Below are 16,474 nucleotides of genomic sequence, written 5' to 3'. Positions count from 1 at the left end.
CGCACTGGCCGGGTGGGGGTCCGGATCGCCGCCGTGATCCGGAACCGCGCCCGGCCGGTGCGGTATGGGTCTCGGGGGGCTGCGGCATTGGTGCGGGGTGTGGGTCATGCGGCGGTGGAGCCGTTCTTCGGGCCCCAGATGTGGCGGGCGGCGTAGGCCGGCTTCCATTCGGCGTGGTAGGCGGCGCGGACCGGTTCGGGCAGCACGCCGAGGGCGATCGCGATGTGTTCGTCGCTCGCGCCCTGGAGGAGCCAGGGGAGGTATTCGGGGGTGCCCGGCCCTATCCGTACCTGGTGCTCGGCGCCGAATCGCCGGAGCAGTTCGGGTGTGCAGTGCTCGTCGACGATCGCCAGGGCCTCGTCCTCCTCGTGGGTGAGGTGTCCGCCGAGGCCGCCGACCAGACGCTCGACGATCATCGCCAGGCGTTCCGGGCCGCCCTCACGGTCGGCCAGCGCGGCGTCGACGGCGTTCAGGCCGGGGTCGACGATCGCGTGCTCCGCCTCCATCGCTTCGATCACCGCGAGCTGGTTCGGCAGGTTCTGCGTGGCCAACCGGATCGCGGGCCACAACACGTCGTCCTCGGCGCCGTGGTGCACGTGCAGGTACCGCTTGAACAGCTCCCAGCCGACCGACGCCTGGAGGATCACCCGGGGATCGTCCGTGGCCTCGGCGGTGATCCGCGCGATCTGTTCCAGCTGGCGACGAAGCGCATCATGGAAGATGAACATCATCGACATATCGTTCTTGAAGGACTTGCCGGTCATGCTGTGCTCCGATTCGCGATCTGCCGACCTCGGCTGCGGCGCGCGGCGATGCGCGGCCCCGCGGCGTTGTCGCCGGGTGCCGTCGCCGGTCCGATCGGCTCGTTGTCGTCGGCTCGTGGTCGGCGGCTCGTTGCCGCCCGACACCTCACTGACGGATCCGAGTCGGGGAATGTGACCGATCGCGGCCGGATATTTTTTCGGGGCCTCGGTCGGGGCGGCGGGCCGGTCGGGGCGGTGGGCCGGGCCGGTCGGGGCGGTGGTGTCCGTCCTGTCGGACATCATGGGGGGATGAACACACACCGCCCACGAGGCACCTGCGGAGTGTGCGGGCGTCGGGTCGCGGTGACCGAGACGCACGCGGTCTGGCGGCACGACGATCCCGGACACGTGCGGGCCGGCGACGCGCCGATCTCCTGCCGGGGGTCCTGGACGCCCGCCGCCGAGCGGGCGCACGACCTGCTCGACGGGCACGAGCAGCTCGTCCTGCTCGGCGCCGAGACGGAAGCGGAGCGGGATCGGGAGGAGTCGGACGGCGCGCCGACGGCCGTCTCCGCCGGGCACTCGTTTGGTCGGTGAGACGATGCGGGCGGGACGCCGGACGCCGGCGGGCGCTCGGCGGCCCACCCGAGCCGGGCCGGCCGTCGATCAGCCGACCGCCCCTGCCCGGTCCCCGGTCACCGCGCCTGCGGTGGCCAGGAGTTCCGGGATGGTGCCGGTGAAGTCCGGGAACAGCCGCAGCGCGACGATCCACGCCTCCACGTCCGCCCCCAGATAGCGGTCGGCCAGCAGGTACGCCCGGGCACGCGGCGCGCCCGACGCCCAACGGTCCGGGGACGTACGTCCGTCGGTGCCGGCGAGGATCGACAACGCCACCGCCGCCGGGCGGGCGTGGTCCAGTACGTCGGCGCCGGTCAGTCGGCCGGCGACCAGTGCCGTGTGCAGCCACGGTCGGTCGTCGCGGCTCGACCGCGGCAGCCCCTCGGCCAGCAGCGCGATCAGCAACTCGTGGGGGCAGTCCGGCAGTTCGGCCAGCCGCGCATGCAGCGCGGCCGGCAGCGGGGTGGTTCGGTGCGCCCGGATCAGCTCCGGCCACGGGATCGTGCCGCCGTCGTCGAGGATCCCGTCGACCCGGTCGGGCTGCTCGGAGTCGTCGCCGGCGCACAGGAACTCCACGATGTGCTCCGGGACTTCCGACTCGGCCAAGCGCGCGTCGAGGACGGCGCGGCCGTCGTGGCGACCCAGGGCCTCCTCGATCTCGGCCCGCGCCTCGGCCGGGAAGTGGGCCTCGGCGAGTATCCGGCGCACCTCGTCCCGGCCGTGCCGCGCCCAGACCCCGAGGATCAGCCGCAGTCGGCCCGCCTCGGTGCGCAGCGGCAGGCGGTTGACCACGATCCGGGCCACCTCGGCGTCGCCCGAGGCCATCCCGGCGGCGAGCCACCGGGCGCAGCGGCCCAGTTCGGCCGCCCACAGCAGGTCGGTGAGCGCCGTGGGCACCGGGCCGACCGTACCGTCACGACGCACACCCGCGAGCAGCCGGGCGCGTTCCGTGCGGTCCAGGACCGGTCCGGCGAACAGGCGGGCGTCGACGAGCGGGTCGTCCAGGTCGAGGAGCGCGTCCAGTTCCTCGGCGGTGAGGTCGGTCCGGGCGGCCCGAGCGAGGGGATCGTGCGACGCGGGGTCGGCGGGGGCGGGGACGGATGGGGCGGCCGGGTCGGCTGGAGCGGCCGGGTCGGCGTCGGCCAACGCCCCAGGAACACTGGGCAAGGAGCGCAGTGCCGGGCCCAGTTCGTCCCCGAGCCGGTCGACGAGCACGGGCACGACGGCGGCATCCGCCAGCGTGAAGACGGCCTTGACCACGGACGGTTCGATGGTGCTCACCGATGGTCCTTCCTGAACGGTGATCCGAGCGATTCGACAATCGGACGGGCGGACGGGCGGACGGGCAGCCGGGCAGCCGGGCAGCCGGGCAGCCGGGGGATGCTCGGCCGGTCAGACCTCTTCCCGCAGTGCCTCCAACGCGTTGCGCACGACGTCCGGATTACGCTCGTAGTAGCCGAGTTGGCTCGACCCGTACGGCAGTTCCGCCACATACGCGGCCGCCGCCTGTTCCGGTGTGCAGCGCTCGGGGCCGACCACCTCGCGGATCACCACGATGCTCTCGGTCAGGCCGAGGGCGCGGCTGCGCAGCCACCCGGCCAGCGCCGGCATCCCGCCGTGTGCCGCCTCGCGCCGGCCGTCCGGGAGCAGCGGCGCGAGCCACCGCAGTCGCCAGGCGTAGCCGTCGACTGCCGGCTCGCCCGCCTCCTCGGCGAAGACCGGGGCCAGTGCGGTGAGCAGGCGCTCCATGAACTCCTCGGTCGAGCCGCCGAGATGCGGGTATTCCTTGGCGAACTCGCTCCAGTCGGGGTCCTGGTCGACCAGCGCGCCGCGCCCCACCCGCCGGCCGGCCCAGTGCGGTTCCGCCGCGACCAGGGTGGCGTGCAGCAGTTCGGCGCGCAGCGGCGTCGACTCGGCGAGCAGGACCGCGTCGTACAGGTCCTTGCCCTGTGGGTAGGCGTCGGCGATCAGCCACAACAACTTCCAGGCCAGGGACTGCTCGCGGGTGGCGGCCAGGAGCCGGTGCCCGCCCGTGCCGTCGTGCCTGGGCACCTCGGTGTACGCGGCCGGCGAGGGCAGCGTCTCGGAGAAGACGAAGTCGAGTTGCACCGTCCCGGACGGCAGGCCGTCGGCCTGCCAGGGCAGCACCAGCCGTCGGCCCGGGACACGGTCGTAGGTCCAGATCTCGTCGTCGACCGCGCCGGCCGCGTCGATCCGCACCTCGCCCGCCGCGCGCGCGTGCGCCTCGGCGGCGCGCCCGATCCCGGCCAACATCCGCTCCGTGCGCGGCTCGGCCAGTTCCCAGGTGGCCGGGACCACCACGAAGTCCAGGTCGCCGGGTTCCCGGGCGGCGTCGCCGTACCAGGCGCGGAGCAGCATGCTCCCGCGCAGCACCAGGTGTTCGGCCCACCGGGATTCCGCGATCGCGGCGAGCGCGTGGTCGATCGCGCGGCGGCGCGCGGTGTGCCAGCGTTCGGCGGCCTCGGGCGCGGCAAATTGCGGCTCCCCGGCCCGCATCGCGCTGGCGTACTGCTTCAACGCCGGGTCGAACACGGCGCGTTGCACCAGGCCGGGGCCGGTCGCCGCCAGCAGCGTGCGGGGCAACTCCTGTTGTTCACGGTCCTGTTCGCTCGGCGGTCCCTGCGGGAGCGCCAACCGCTCGTCCCACGGCCCCCATCCGAGGTTGTACCAGTTGTCGTCCTGGTCGCTGGTCATGCCCGCTCCCCCTCGTCGTCTCCGCCGCCGCGCCCCCGTCCGTGTACTCAGGCCGGATCGGCCGGCTCCGGCGCGCCGTCGACGGTGAGGTCCTTGGCGTACCAGATCTCCGCATATTGGCAATTGTTGTGCGCCGGCACCTCGACGTAGCCGGTCCTGGTGTACAGGGTGCGCGCCTCGATCAGGTCCAGCCGGGTGTCGAGCATGATGCGTTCGGCGCCCAGCGCCCGCGCGGCGTCGTCCACGGCGGCCATCAGGCGCCGGCCGCCGCCGGTGCCGCGCATGTCGGGGCGGACGAAGACGCGGGTGAGTTCGGCGGCGCCGTCGGCGCGCAGCCGCACTCCGGCGCAGGCGGCCGGTTCGTCGCGGTACCGGCCGACCAGGAACACCCCGGCGGGCGGCACGAGATCGTCGTGCGTGGTCTCGGCGAGGCCCGCCTCGATCTCGGCGGGGGTGGAGTCGCGGCCCTCGTGCAACCGGTAGTAGCGGTCGCTGACCTCGACGTAGTACGCGCGATGCAGCGCGAGTGCCTCGGGCGAGTCGACCGGGGTGGGCACGATCGTCCAGGTTCCGGTGCGGGTGGCGTGCGTCATGACAAGAGTGTCACCCGGCCGTCAATCCGTTTCGTACGGAGGGTGCCTCGGCGGCGCGCTCCCGGGGCGGAGGTTCGCGCCGCCGACGGCTCACCAGCTCTCGGGCAGCGGTTTGCCCTCCGCGTAGCCCGCCGGGCTCTGCACGCCCAGGATCGCGCGCTCGTGGAATTCGGCGAGGTTGCGGGCGCCCGCGTAGGTGCAGGCGCTGCGCACGCCCGCGCCGATCGAGTCCATCAGGTCCTCGACGCCCGGGCGGACCGGGTCCAGGTACATCCGCGAGGACGAGATGCCCTCCTCGAACAGCGCCTTGCGGGCCCGGTCGAAGGCGGATTCGGTGGCGGTGCGCAGTCGGACCGCGCGGGCCGAGGCCATGCCGAAGCTCTCCTTGTACAGCCGACCCTCGCCGTCGCGGTACGCGTCCCCGGGTGATTCGTAGGTGGCCGCGAACCACGAGCCGACCATCACGTTCGAGGCCCCGGCGGCCAGCGCGAGGGCCACGTCGCGCGGATACCGGACGCCGCCGTCGGCCCACACGTGTCGCCCCGACCGCGCCGCCTCGGCGGCACATTCGGCGACGGCGGAGAACTGCGGGCGGCCGACGCCGGTCATCATCCGCGTGGTACACATCGCGCCGGGCCCGACGCCGACCTTGACGATGTCGGCGCCCGCGTCGATCAGGTCGCGCACGCCCGCCACGGTGACCACGTTGCCCGCGACGATCGGTACGGGCGGGTCGAGCGCCCGTACCGCGCGCAGTGCCTTGAGCATCTGCTCCTGGTGACCGTGCGCGGTGTCCAGGACGAGCGTGTCCACGCCCGCCTCGATCAGGCTCGCCGCCTTGTGCGCCACGTCGTTGGTGATGCCGATCGCGGCGGCCACCCGCAGCCGGCCCGCGGCGTCCACGGCCGGCGTGTACAGGGTCGAGCGCAGCGCGCCGGTGCGGGTGAGTACGGCGACCAGTCGGCCGTCGGCGTCCACGATCGGCGCGAGCTTGTGCCGGCCCTCGTGGAGCCGGTCGAACGCCTCGCGCGGGTCGACCCCGTCGGGCAGCGTGAGCAGTTCGGTGGACATCACCCGCGCGAGCTGCGCGAAACGATCCACCCCCAGGCAGTCCGCCTCGGCCACGATCCCCACCGGCCGACCGCCCTCGGTCACCACGACCGCCCCGTGCGCCCGCTTGGGAAGCAGGTTCATCGCCTCGCCGACGGTGTCGGTGGGCGACATCGTGATGGGGGTGTCGTACACGAGGTGGCGTTGCTTGACCCAGCCGGTCACCTCGGCGACCACATCGACCGGGATGTCCTGCGGAATCACCGCGAGCCCACCACGCCGCGCAATGGTCTCGGCCATCCGCCGCCCGGCCACGGCGGTCATATTGGCCACCACCACGGGGATGGTGGTCCCGGTCCCATCGGAGGTGGTCAGGTCCACATCGAGCCGCGACCCCACACCGGATCGCGACGGAACGAGGAAGACGTCACTGTAGGTGAGGTCATGGGGCGGAACCTGATCGTGGAGAAATCTCATGCCGCGGAACGTACCCACCCCGACGACGGATATCGATCTTCACAACGGACTGCCGTTGACCACTGGGGGGTTGGGGGTGGGAACGCGGGCGTTGAGGGTTTGGCTGCGGGGGGGCGCCCGGGGCGGGGCTGGCCCGAGTCGGCGGGTCGGCGGGTCGGCCGCCGCCAACGTGCGGGGCTCCGAGACTTGGGGCTTTTGGCGAGGCTGGTGTGCTGGTTGGCGAAAAAGCGGCCTGCAGCGGCGGGCGGCGCGGGTGCTCGGGTGGGGTTCGCCGGGCGTGCGTTCCCGAGTGGGCCGAGTGTTTCCGGCGCGCGCTGCGCCTTGGTTGGCGTGGGCTGGTCCGGGGCGGGTCAGAGTCGGTGGTGGGCCGCCGCCGGCGTGCGTGGCTCCAAGACTCCGGCCCCCGACGAGACGGGTGCGTTGCGCACCGAAAACCGGCCGGCAGCGGCGAGCACGAGGAGGCTTGGGTCGAGACTGCCGAGGAACCTTCCCGAGTGGGCCCGGCATTCCCGGCGCCCGTTGCGCACTTGGCTGCGTGGGCTGCTCCGGGGCCGGTCGGAGTCGGTGGTGAGCCGCCGCCGGCGTGCGGGGCTCCAAGACCCGGGGCTCCCGACGAGACGGGCATGTCGGTCGGCGAAAAAGCGGCCCGCAGCGGCGGGCAGGGTGGTACTCGGGTTGGGTTCGCAGGGCGTGCGTTCCCGAATGGGCCGGGTGTTTTCGGCGCGCGTTGCGCTTGTGGTTCCGGGTGGCTGGTGCGGGGCGGGTCAGAGTCGATGGTGGGCCGCCGCCGGCGTGCGGGGCTCCGAGACCTGGGCCTCCCGACGAGACGAGCGCGTTGCTCGGCGAAAACCGGCCAGCAGCGGGGGCGGGAGGGCCCTTGGGTCGAGTCCTCCAGGCGGCCTTCCCGGGTGGGTCGGGCAGGGCGTTTCGAGGTGCGGTGGGCGTGTGGGGGCGGGAGTTCACGAAACCGGACGGCCTGAGGTGCTGTGGTCTCGACGTGAGAGAAAACCGCAGGTCAGCGCGAAGCGGGAGTGTCCGAGGTGCCTCGGGATCCGGTTTCGGCGCCGGCTGGGCACTTTCGGTCTCCTCGGCGGCCTCTGTGGGGTCGCAGAGTCCGAAGTCGGCGTCGTTTGGGCGGTTTTGGTCTCTACAGCGGCGTTGAGGGGGTCGGAGCGCACGAAACCGGCACTCGTCGCCCGACTTTCCGCCCCGGCCCCGCAAAACCGCAGGTCACCGAAGCTCGAAGCCCACAACCACCCATCGCGATCCGGTTTCGGACCCCAACTCCCCTCCAAACACTCCCGAAACGCCCCGACCCACCCGGGAAGGCCGCCCGGAGGACTCGACCCAAGCGCCCTCCCTGCCCGCCGCTGCCGGCCGGTTTTCGCCGAGCAACGCGCGCGTCTCGTCGGGAAGCCCGGGTCTCGGAGCCCCGCACGCCGGCGGCGGCCCATCGTCGACTCTGACCGGCCCCGCACCGGCCACCCGCAACCCAAGGCGCAACGCGCGGCGGAAACGCCCGGCCCACTCGGAAAGGTCACCCGGCGGACTCGACCCGAGCCTTCTCCCGCCCCCCGCTGCCGGCCGGTTTTCGCCGAGCAACGCGCGCGTCTCGTCGGGAGGCCCGGGTCTTGGAACCCCGCACGCCGGCGGCGGCCCACCACCGACTCTGACCAGCCCCGGACCGGCCACCCGCAACCCAAGGCGCAGCGCGCGACGGAAACGCCCGGCCCACTCGGAAAGGTCATCCGGCGGACTCGACCCGAGCCTTCTCCTGCTCCCTCACTGCCGGCCGGTTTTCGCCGAGCAACGCGCTCGTCTCGTCGGGAAGCCCGGGTCTTGGAGCCCCGCACGCCGGCGGCGGCCCACCACCGACTCTGACCAGCCCCGCACCGGCGCACCGCAGCCGAAGTGCGACTCTCGCCGAAGACACGCGACGCACTCGGAAAGGCCACCCGGGGAATCCAACCCAACCACCCTCCCGCCCCCGCTGCCGGCCGCGCCCCCGCCGCCCTCCCCGCAACCCCGCCCGTGTCGGCCTTCGTTCAGCTTGCCGGGACCGTCAGGTCCAAGTGGCTGAGGCGGGCTGGGTCGGCCAGGATGTCCAGGCTGACGATTCGGCCGGCCACGAAGCCGAAGGCCAGTACCGACATCGGCCGGCCGGCGGAGATGGCCACCACCCCGGCCATGCCGTTGACCAGGGCGGGGCGGGCGCTGTCGGCGATTTGGGCGAAGGCGAGCGCCTGGCCGGCCACCGCCGCCGCGCCGCGCACGATCGAGCCGCCGGGGCGCAGGGGGCCGCCGTCGGCGCGGGCCACCACGTCCGGGTCGAGCACGGCGACCAGCGCATCGAAGTCGCCGCCGCGGACGGCCGCCAGGAACGCGTCGACGATCTCGCGCTGGACGGCGAGGTCGACGTCGGGGGATGGGGCCGCGCCCTGGACCCGACGCCGGGCCCGGCTGGCGAGTTGGCGGGCCGCGGCCGGTGTGCGGTCCACGATCGGCGCGATCTCGTCGAACGGGACGGCGAACAGGTCGTGCAGGACGAAGGCCAGCCGTTCGGCGGGGGCGAGCGTCTCCAGGACCACCATGAGGGCGAGGCCGATCGAGTCGGCGATCAGGACCGATTCCTCGGGGTCGCCGGCGCCCATCCCGGTGATGATCGGGTCGGGCACGTGTACCTGCGGGTCCAGCGGCTCCTCGCCGCGTGAGCGACGCGAGCGCAGCATGTCCAGGCAGACCCGGCCGACCACGGTGGTCAGCCAGCCGGCCAGGTTGTCCACCTCGTCCGGGTCGGACCGGCTGAGCTTGAGCCAGGTCTCCTGGAGCGCGTCGTCGGCCTCGGTCAGCGAGCCGAGCATGCGATAGGCCACCGCCAGCAGGTGGCCGCGGTGCGTCTCGAAGCGCTCGGCCAGAAAGTCGTGCTCGTTCATCCGCATCACCATCACCATCACCATCACCATCCCCGTCCTGCGGTCGCGTCCTCGGTTCTCGTCGCGACCTTCACAGCCATGACGTTGCGATCAGGGCCGATGTGACAGCGCAGGGACGGCGGGGACGGAAGGACGGACCGAGGGACGGACCGAGGGAAGGACCGAAGCACCGGCCGAGGACGCGGCCCTCGGGCCGCGCGTCGGGACGACCCCGGGCGCGTTCGGAAATTGCCCTCCGCCCCGCTGTCACATTCGCCGTCGGCGATCCGTCAAGGCGGTGACGAACGAGTCCCGGCCCCAGCGGCCGGGGGCGGAACCGACGCGAACGTACGACGCGGCCGGTTCGGCGGATCCCCGCGACGACGCTCGGCCGGTTGCCTCCCGCGACCGCCCGGCGTGGGTGGGACCTGCCCTCGAACACCCGATACCGCGATCGCCACGGACGTCCGATCGCTCGATCACCCGATTCCGCATGGTTTAGGAGAAATGTGATGTCTGCCACCGATTCGGCGACGAGCCGATCCGGACCCGGCGTCGGCACCGGAGCGATCCTGGCGTTCCTGTGCCTGGGCCAGTTCATGGTGTTCCTCGACGTGTCGATCGTGAACCTGGCGCTGCCGTCGATCAAGACCGGCCTGGACATGTCGGAGGTGAGCCAGAACTACATCGTCACCGCGTACGGCACCGTCCTCGGCGGCTTCCTGCTCCTCGGCGGACGACTCGCGGACACCTTCGGCCGTCGCCGGGTACTGCAGGCGGGCTTCGTGCTGTTCGCGCTCGCGTCGCTGGTCTCGGGCCTGGCGCAGAACGGCACGATGCTGATCACCGCGCGCGGCTTCCAGGGCCTGGGCTCGTCGATGATCGCGCCGTCGGCGCTGTCCATCCTGACCAACACCTTCCCCGAGGGCGCCGAGCGCAACAAGGCGCTGGGCATCTGGGGTTCGCTCGCCGGCATCGCGTCGATCGTCGGCGTGATCATGGGGGGCCTGCTCGCGGACGGACCCGGCTGGGAATGGATCTTCTGGATCAACGTGCCGATCGGACTCGGCGTCGCGCTCCTCGCCCCGAAGGTGCTGCCGGAGAGCGTGGCCGAAGAGCGTGGACACAAGTTCGACGTGGCCGGCGCGGCCACCCTCACCGCCGGTCTGCTGCTGCTGATCTTCACCCTCGGCGAGGCCACCACGGTGGGCTGGGCCACTACTCGGACCATCGGCAGCCTGAGTGGCGTGGCCGTCCTGCTCGGCGCGTTTTTGGCGATCGAGGCGCGGGCGGCGGCACCGACCCTGCCGCTGCGGGTCTTCCGGTTGAAGACGATGCGGACCGCGAACCTGTCCGCGATCCTGGTGTTCGGCATGTTCGGCGCGCTGTTCTTCTTCGCCAGCCTGTTCATGCAGGACGTGTACGACTACTCGCCGATGAAGGCCGGCTTCGCCTACGTGCCGCTGGCCGTCGCGGTCGCGGTCGGTGCGGGCGTCGCGTCGGGTCTGATCACCAAGGTGGCCGCGCGACCGGTGCTGATCGCCGGACTCGCGGTGACCACCACGGGACTGCTCCTGCTGTGGCGGGCCCCGCTGGACGGCCGGTACGCGGTCGACATCCTGCCCGCGTTCATCGCCCTCGGCCTCGGTTGCGGCATGTGCTTCGTCACCCTCCAGATCGCCGCGTTCGTCGGCATCAGCGAGGAGGAGGCGGGCATGGGCGCCGGTCTGATCAACACCAGCCAGGAGGCGGGCGGCGCTCTCGGCCTCGCGGTGATCGCCACCATCGCCTACAGCGGCTTCGCCGGCGACATGACCCGGGCGGCGGGCAACGTGCACAGGGTGCACGAGGCCCAACTGTCGGTCAATCACGACGCGTTCCTGTCCGCCGCGATCCTGGGCGTGGTCGCGTTGCTCTTCGCGGCGCTGCTGATGCCCCGGGGCCAGGCGGCGATGAGCTCCGGCCCGGCACCGGCGGCCGGCGCGGCTCCGGCCAGCGCGGCGGGCAGCGTGGACGTCACCTCCGCGATGACGGAGGCCGAGGTCGAGATCGACGCCCGGAAGTAGCCCGCAAGTAGCATGGAGTTCCCATCGAGGCGTCGCCCCGGACCGAGTTCGGCCCGGAGCGACGCCTCGACGTATCGAACGACCGCGCCGAGCACGGGTGTTCGAGCGATACCCCGGGTGTTCGACCGATACCCGGACTGCCCTCAGCCCGCGCGCAGCCGGCGGCCCGTGTAGTGGGCCCACCACGCCATCGGGCCGGCCGCCGCGAGGACGCAGGCGAGCGGGATCGGAGCGAGCCCATCGTGTGCGCAGGCCGCGGCCAGCGCGGGTACCGCGGCCGCCAGTGCGGCCAGCGGCCCTCGCAGGTACCACAGCGCGGTCTGGGCCAAGGCGGTGTTGCCCATCGGGGTGTCCGCGCCGAACAACACGGACGTGGGGACCGGCCCCCGGTACGCGCTGACCAATGCCGCACCGGTCAGCACCGGCACCGCGGCGGGAAGCACCAGCAGCGCCGGATGCCAGCGCCCGACCACCGCACAGACCCCGAGGCCCACACCCGTCGCCGTGATCGCCGACAGCGCCGGCACGACGCCGTGCCACAGCGCCAACACCCCGGCGGAGAAGGGGAGATTGCCGGCGCGCCGGACGTCGTCGGTCTCCACGCGGGCGGGTTCGGCGAGCCGGCTCACCGCCAGGTAGGCGCCGGTCAGCGCGAGTGCGCAGAGCAACACCCGAGGTCGGGTGGCCGGTTCGGGCCCGGCGGCGGTCAGCGTCACCGCGATCGTGGTCCACAGGACCGCCCATCCCAGCAGGCGCGGCGCGCGCAGCAGGGCCGTCGCGTCGCGCCACGGGATCGCCATCCGGCGATCGTGCGGGATCGGCAGTCGCCACACCGGGCGCCGCCGGCGGGTCGTCCGGGCGCCGCGCACGACGGTGCCGGCCTGGCGCAGGTCCAGGGTGAGTACGGACGCGGTCACCCGCGCGACCAGCGCGGTCCGGGTCCGCAGGCCCTCGGCGGGGATGGCGCCCGACGCGCGCCACGCGAGGCCGAGCGGGGCGGCGGTTCCGAGCAGGGCCAGGACACCGGCCGGAGCCCATCCCGGCGCTCGGGTCGCGGTCGCGGCCAGGAGCGGTTGGGTCGCCCACCCCCATGGGCCGCTCCAGGACACCACCGTGCCGATCCACCCCGTGCCGGAGCCGAGCAGCGCGGGTACGGACAGGGCGACCAGGACGAGCAGCGCCAGTCGTACGCCGAGCAGGGTCCGCCCCGCGTACCGGAGCGGAACGCGGTCGTAGCGTTGCACGAGCACGCCGACCCCGACCATGCCGAGCCCGGTGAGCAGCCCGGCGAACGCGCCGCCGGCGGTCGGCCCGGGCCAGGAATCGGCGCCCAGGACGTACAACACGAAGCCCGCCGCGCCACCGGCCGCCGTACCCGCCGCGCCCGAGACCAGCATCGCCCCGAGCAGCCGGGGCCGGAACAACCGCCGGCGCAGCGCCGGAAGCGGCAGCAGCCAACTCGCGGCCGGCCCGTCGAGCCGGATCGGGCCACGCCAGAGCGCGTCGCGCGCGGCCGCGTACAGGACCAGCGCGACCAGGGTCGGCGCGGTCACCGGCAGCGACGCCAGCACGTGCCGGGCCGCCGGGCCGTCCCAGCTGCCGGCCCGCGCGGTGTGCAGGCCGGCCACCAGGTACGGCACGCCCCAGATCGCGACCAGCAACCCGATCGTGTACAGCGCGAACGCGGTTCGCCCGCGCCGCCGTTCGCGCTCGGCGCGGCGAACGCGGTGGAGGTGGGCCAGGGTTCGCGAGGTGACGGCCGCAAAGTCGGGGTCGGCGCTCATCGCGCGGACTGCGGCGCGGGCTCGCCGACACCCCCGTGCGGCCGAGGCGCCGGACACGACGCGTCGACCGGGTGCGCGGTACCGGAGCCGGCCGACTCGCCAACCCCGCCGTCCCCGGGCGTCCCCGCCTCGTACCGGTCCAGCACCAGGATACGATCGGCCACCGCCCGGGCCAGGTCGTCGCGGTGCGTGGCCAGCAGGATCGCCACACCGTCCGCCTTGTGTGCGAGCAGTCGTTCGATCAACTCGGCCCGCGCCCGCGCGTCCAACCGCTGTTCGGGCTCGTCCAGGACCAGCAGGTCGTGCGGCCGGACGAACGCGGCGGCCAGCGACATCGCCTGGGTCTGCCCGGAGGACAGGCCGCCGGGGAAGACGTCGGCGTGGTCGCCGAGCCGGTGTTCGACGAGCATGTCGTCCACCACGTCGTCGGCATCGCGGCCGAGCCCGTGCGCGACGGCGACCAGCATCAGGTGCTCACGTACCGTCAGGTCCGGGTAGTGGGCGCCGACATCCATCACGGTCGCGATCCGGGCGCGGGTGGCCGGGTCGTCCTCGTCCACGGGAGCACCGGCGAAGCGCACCTCGCCCGAGGCGGGCCGTTCGCGGCCGACGGCCAGGCGCAGCAGCGTCGATTTGCCGGACCCGTTGTCGCCCATCAGCGCCAGGCACTCCCCGGGGCGGATCGACGCGCTGATCCCGTCGAGCACGGGCCGGTCCCCGTAGCGGTGGCCGACCTCGTCGAGGACGAGGAGCGCGGCGTCGTGGTCGGCGCTCACTGCGCTTCCCCTCCGTTCGAGGCGTTCGTTCCGGCGACCGGATACCCGGCGGCACGGCCCTCAGCCTACGCGGGACGTCCGCGCCGCCCGGGCGCCCTCCATCGGACATCACGCCAGGCCGGGGAAGCCGGGAAACCGGGAGGACATCGGGGTCCGAAGCGGTGTGGGGCGCGGCGGGCCGCCGCCACGTCCACGGGAGCGAATATCGTCACCCGCTAGGGTCGTCCCATGACTATTCGTAGCGCGACCGCACACTGGCAGGGCACCATCCTCGAGGGTGCCGGCACCATGCGCACCGGTAAGGGCGGCCTGGAAGGCGCCTATTCGTTCAAGTCCCGCTTCGAGGAAGGCGAGGGCACCAACCCGGAGGAGCTGATCGGCGCGGCGCTCGCGGGCTGCTTCTCGATGGCCCTGGCCAAGGGCCTGGGCGACGCGGGTTTCCCGGCCACGAGCGTGGTCACCACCGCCAAGGTGCACCTGGACAAGGTCGACGGCGCCCCGACCGTGACCCGGATCGACCTGGAGAACACCGTCGTGGCCGCCGGGATCGACGAGGCCGAGTTCCTCAAGATCGCCGATGTCACCAAGCGGAACTGTCCCATCTCGCGGCTGCTGGCACCCGGCACGGAGATCACCCTGACCGCGTCGCTGGGCTGACCCGAAGCACGATCCCCCCGCCGCCGTCCGGGCTCACATCCCGGACGGCGGCGGGGCAACCGAACCCGGCACCACGCAATCCCGACCCGACCGGCTCACGCGCCCGGATCGAGTCCGGCCTTTCGGGCCGACAGATACGCATGCCTGGTGGGACGTACACCCTCGCCGGGGTCGGGATCACGAACCGTCCGCGCGTGCAGGACCAGACCCGACGCGGTGAGCAGGTCGGCGATCGTGTCCGGGTGCCGACGATGGCAGTCCAGGGACACCTCGTGGCCGAACGCCTCGGTCAGGCACAGCGGTTCGTCCCCGGCCTGGAAGGCAAGCAACAACCGGCCGCCCGGAGCCAGGACCCGATGGAACTCGGCGAACGCAGCCGATGTCGGCGACCGGCCCGACCTCGGGGCCGGTCGAAAGCACCGATTCGGCGCGAACACGGCCAACTGGGCCCGATCCATCGGCTTGCGCGCGAGTTCCTCGCGGGCGAGGTCGGTGTACGCGGCGGCCACCGGATCGCGGACACATCGCCCGGTCACATCACCCCGTCGCCGCGCGTCAAAGAGGTACACGAGCGCGGAGTCACGGAGATCGAGGGCCGACTCCCCGCGCCACCCGACCCGACCCGGCCACAAGCAAGGAATCCCGTGCGCAACAGGGCCTTTCGACACGACATGTCGACCACGTTCGCCATCCACGACGCGCTGCGCCGCGACCTGGAGCGGATCGCCCGCCTGGCCGCGCGCGGCGAGGACGAGGCATGGCACGTGTTGCGGTTCGCGGGCGGGTGGGAGATGTTCGAGCGCTACCTGCGTGTGCATCACGACGCCGAAGACGCCGCCCTGTGGCCGCTCCTGCGCCGCAGGCTCGCACACCGACCCGACGAGTTGGCCCTGATCGCGGTGATGGAGGCGGAGCACGCCACCTTCGACCCGCTCTTGGACGCGATCGACGCGGCACTGGCCGACCCGGCGTGGGGACCCACCCGGCTCGGCGACCTCCTCGACGGCCTGGTCACCGGGCTGCGCGGACACCTCGCCCACGAGGAGGACGAGGTCCTGCCGCTCCTGGACGCGGTCGCCGGCGCCGAACAGGTGCACCGACTCGATGTGGAACACGGTCGCCGCATCGGCTCCGGCACCTGCCGCTACCTGCCCTGGCTGCTGGATCGGGCGGATCCCGAGACGGTCACCACCATCCTCGGTCGACTCCCGGAATCCATCCGCCCGACCTACCTGGACCAGTGGCAGCCGGCCTACGCGGCCCGGAACCTGTGGGGCACCCACAACCGATCGACCCTGGCCTCCTGAGCAGCTCGCCCCGAACGGGTGTGCGCTTGCGCCGCACGGGCACGTTCAGTTCACTGTCCTCATGGGGAACGGGCCCGGTATGGCGGCGACTTCGCTCGAAGGCTTCTGGCCGACGCGCCGCGTCCGCCTGTTCGACGAGTGGTGTCCGTGGGCCACGCCGCGTGTCGTCGCCGCGCGCGTGGCCGCTCCGCGTCCGAACCCGCCCGGTTCGCACGACACTTCGGGCGCCGGGATCGGGTGAGTCCCGCAACTCCCCAGCGCGAAGGACCCCACATGTCCGTCACCGACGAACTCCTGGCCAACAACGTGGCCTATGTCGAGAACTTCACCGGTCCCCTCCCGCTCCCACCCGCCAGGCACCTCGCCGTGGTCGCGTGCATGGACGCGCGGTTGAACGTGTACGCGATCCTCGGGCTGGCCGAGGGCGACGCACACGTGATCCGCAACGCCGGCGGGGTGATCACCGCCGACGAACTGCGGTCGCTGACGATCAGTCAACGGCTGCTCGGCACCGAGGAGATCATCCTCATCCACCACACCGACTGCGGCATGCTGACCTTCGACGACGACGGGTTCAAGGCCGACATCGCGGCCGACACCGGCCTCAAGCCCGCCTGGGCGAGCGAGGCGTTCACGGATGTGGAAACCGACGTACGCCAGTCGATCGGCCGGATCAAGGCCGACCCGTTCATCGTGCACAAGGACCGTGTGCGCGGCTTCGTCTTCGACGTGGCCACCGGGAAACTCAACGAGGTCGTCTGACCCACGACGCCACC

The 16,474-nt window shown here is 72.8% G+C and carries 14 protein-coding genes; 5 read left to right on the top strand and 9 right to left on the bottom strand.

Annotated elements, in window-relative coordinates; genetic code table 11:
* Positions 1-104: 104 nt before the first annotated feature.
* Positions 105-764 (bottom strand): hemerythrin domain-containing protein, encoded by a 660-nt coding sequence (locus tag ACMXN5_RS40655; protein ID WP_439679911.1) that lies wholly within the window; start codon positions 762-764, stop codon positions 105-107.
* Positions 765-1,052: 288 nt separating this feature from the next.
* On the opposite strand from ACMXN5_RS40655, the gene ACMXN5_RS40650 reads away from it, so the two are divergent.
* A complete protein-coding gene (locus tag ACMXN5_RS40650) occupies positions 1,053-1,340 on the top strand; it encodes a hypothetical protein (RefSeq protein WP_439679910.1) in 288 nt (95 codons plus the stop codon).
* Positions 1,341-1,409: 69 nt separating this feature from the next.
* Here the strand turns inward: ACMXN5_RS40650 and ACMXN5_RS40645 are convergent, their stop codons facing one another.
* The 5 genes from ACMXN5_RS40645 to ACMXN5_RS40625 form a co-directional block, all read right to left on the bottom strand.
* Positions 1,410-2,642, bottom strand: coding sequence for a hypothetical protein (locus ACMXN5_RS40645; protein ID WP_439679909.1), 1,233 nt, complete (start codon positions 2,640-2,642; stop codon positions 1,410-1,412).
* 111 nt (positions 2,643-2,753) lie between these two features.
* Entirely contained in the window at positions 2,754-4,076 is a 1,323-nt protein-coding gene (locus tag ACMXN5_RS40640) for a nucleotidyl transferase AbiEii/AbiGii toxin family protein (protein WP_439679908.1), read from the bottom strand.
* Between the two features lie 47 nt (positions 4,077-4,123).
* Positions 4,124-4,669 (bottom strand): GNAT family N-acetyltransferase, encoded by a 546-nt coding sequence (locus tag ACMXN5_RS40635; RefSeq protein ID WP_439679907.1) that lies wholly within the window; start codon positions 4,667-4,669, stop codon positions 4,124-4,126.
* A gap of 90 nt (positions 4,670-4,759) precedes the next feature.
* Positions 4,760-6,196, bottom strand: coding sequence for a GuaB1 family IMP dehydrogenase-related protein (locus ACMXN5_RS40630; protein WP_439679906.1), 1,437 nt, complete (start codon positions 6,194-6,196; stop codon positions 4,760-4,762).
* A 2,045-nt stretch (positions 6,197-8,241) separates the two neighbouring features.
* Complete coding sequence (locus ACMXN5_RS40625; protein WP_439679905.1) at positions 8,242-9,129, bottom strand: sigma-70 family RNA polymerase sigma factor; 888 nt, start codon at positions 9,127-9,129, stop codon at positions 8,242-8,244.
* Between the two features lie 491 nt (positions 9,130-9,620).
* Between ACMXN5_RS40625 and ACMXN5_RS40620 the strand changes: the two genes are divergently transcribed.
* Positions 9,621-11,174, top strand: coding sequence for an MFS transporter (locus ACMXN5_RS40620; protein WP_439679904.1), 1,554 nt, complete (start codon positions 9,621-9,623; stop codon positions 11,172-11,174).
* 143 nt (positions 11,175-11,317) lie between these two features.
* Here ACMXN5_RS40620 and ACMXN5_RS40615 read toward each other — a convergent pair whose 3' ends face one another.
* Positions 11,318-12,958 carry a hypothetical protein gene (locus ACMXN5_RS40615; protein WP_439679903.1) on the bottom strand — a complete coding sequence of 547 codons (1,641 nt, stop codon included), beginning with the start codon at positions 12,956-12,958 and terminating at the stop codon, positions 11,318-11,320.
* Positions 12,955-13,734: an ABC transporter ATP-binding protein gene (locus tag ACMXN5_RS40610; RefSeq protein ID WP_439679902.1), complete on the bottom strand. Its 780-nt coding sequence runs from the start codon at positions 13,732-13,734 to the stop codon at positions 12,955-12,957. The genes ACMXN5_RS40615 and ACMXN5_RS40610 overlap by 4 nt, the downstream gene beginning before the upstream one ends.
* 228 nt (positions 13,735-13,962) lie before the next feature.
* Here ACMXN5_RS40610 and ACMXN5_RS40605 point away from each other — a divergent pair, with 228 nt between their 5' ends.
* Positions 13,963-14,391 (top strand): OsmC family protein, encoded by a 429-nt coding sequence (locus ACMXN5_RS40605; RefSeq protein WP_395796130.1) that lies wholly within the window; start codon positions 13,963-13,965, stop codon positions 14,389-14,391.
* A gap of 95 nt (positions 14,392-14,486) precedes the next feature.
* Here ACMXN5_RS40605 and ACMXN5_RS40600 read toward each other — a convergent pair whose 3' ends face one another.
* Complete coding sequence (locus ACMXN5_RS40600; protein ID WP_439679901.1) at positions 14,487-14,927, bottom strand: hypothetical protein; 441 nt, start codon at positions 14,925-14,927, stop codon at positions 14,487-14,489.
* 108 nt (positions 14,928-15,035) lie between these two features.
* Here ACMXN5_RS40600 and ACMXN5_RS40595 point away from each other — a divergent pair, with 108 nt between their 5' ends.
* The gene (locus ACMXN5_RS40595; RefSeq protein WP_439679900.1) at positions 15,036-15,698 is read left to right on the top strand and encodes a hemerythrin domain-containing protein; all 663 of its coding nucleotides are present in this window, start codon (positions 15,036-15,038) and stop codon (positions 15,696-15,698) included.
* Between the two features lie 273 nt (positions 15,699-15,971).
* Entirely contained in the window at positions 15,972-16,460 is a 489-nt protein-coding gene (locus tag ACMXN5_RS40590) for a beta-class carbonic anhydrase (RefSeq protein ID WP_395796127.1), read from the top strand.
* Positions 16,461-16,474 lie beyond the last annotated feature (14 nt).

The sequence above is a fragment of the Embleya australiensis genome (genome assembly GCF_051903075.1).
GTDB lineage: Bacteria > Actinomycetota > Actinomycetes > Streptomycetales > Streptomycetaceae > Embleya.
This window is presented reverse-complemented; position numbering and strand designations above follow the sequence as displayed.

Excerpts from the sequence above, each read along its gene's own strand:
- ACMXN5_RS40655 (WP_439679911.1), bottom strand. The coding sequence starts at position 764 with ATGACCGGCAAGTCCTTCAAGAACGATATGTCGATGATGTTCATCTTC.
- ACMXN5_RS40650 (WP_439679910.1), top strand. The coding sequence starts at position 1,053 with ATGAACACACACCGCCCACGAGGCACCTGCGGAGTGTGCGGGCGTCGG.
- ACMXN5_RS40640 (WP_439679908.1), bottom strand. The coding sequence starts at position 4,076 with ATGACCAGCGACCAGGACGACAACTGGTACAACCTCGGATGGGGGCCG.
- ACMXN5_RS40635 (WP_439679907.1), bottom strand. The coding sequence starts at position 4,669 with ATGACGCACGCCACCCGCACCGGAACCTGGACGATCGTGCCCACCCCG.
- ACMXN5_RS40630 (WP_439679906.1), bottom strand. The coding sequence starts at position 6,196 with ATGAGATTTCTCCACGATCAGGTTCCGCCCCATGACCTCACCTACAGT.
- ACMXN5_RS40625 (WP_439679905.1), bottom strand. The coding sequence starts at position 9,129 with ATGAACGAGCACGACTTTCTGGCCGAGCGCTTCGAGACGCACCGCGGC.
- ACMXN5_RS40620 (WP_439679904.1), top strand. The coding sequence starts at position 9,621 with ATGTCTGCCACCGATTCGGCGACGAGCCGATCCGGACCCGGCGTCGGC.
- ACMXN5_RS40615 (WP_439679903.1), bottom strand. The coding sequence starts at position 12,958 with ATGAGCGCCGACCCCGACTTTGCGGCCGTCACCTCGCGAACCCTGGCC.
- ACMXN5_RS40605 (WP_395796130.1), top strand. The coding sequence starts at position 13,963 with ATGACTATTCGTAGCGCGACCGCACACTGGCAGGGCACCATCCTCGAG.
- ACMXN5_RS40590 (WP_395796127.1), top strand. The coding sequence starts at position 15,972 with ATGTCCGTCACCGACGAACTCCTGGCCAACAACGTGGCCTATGTCGAG.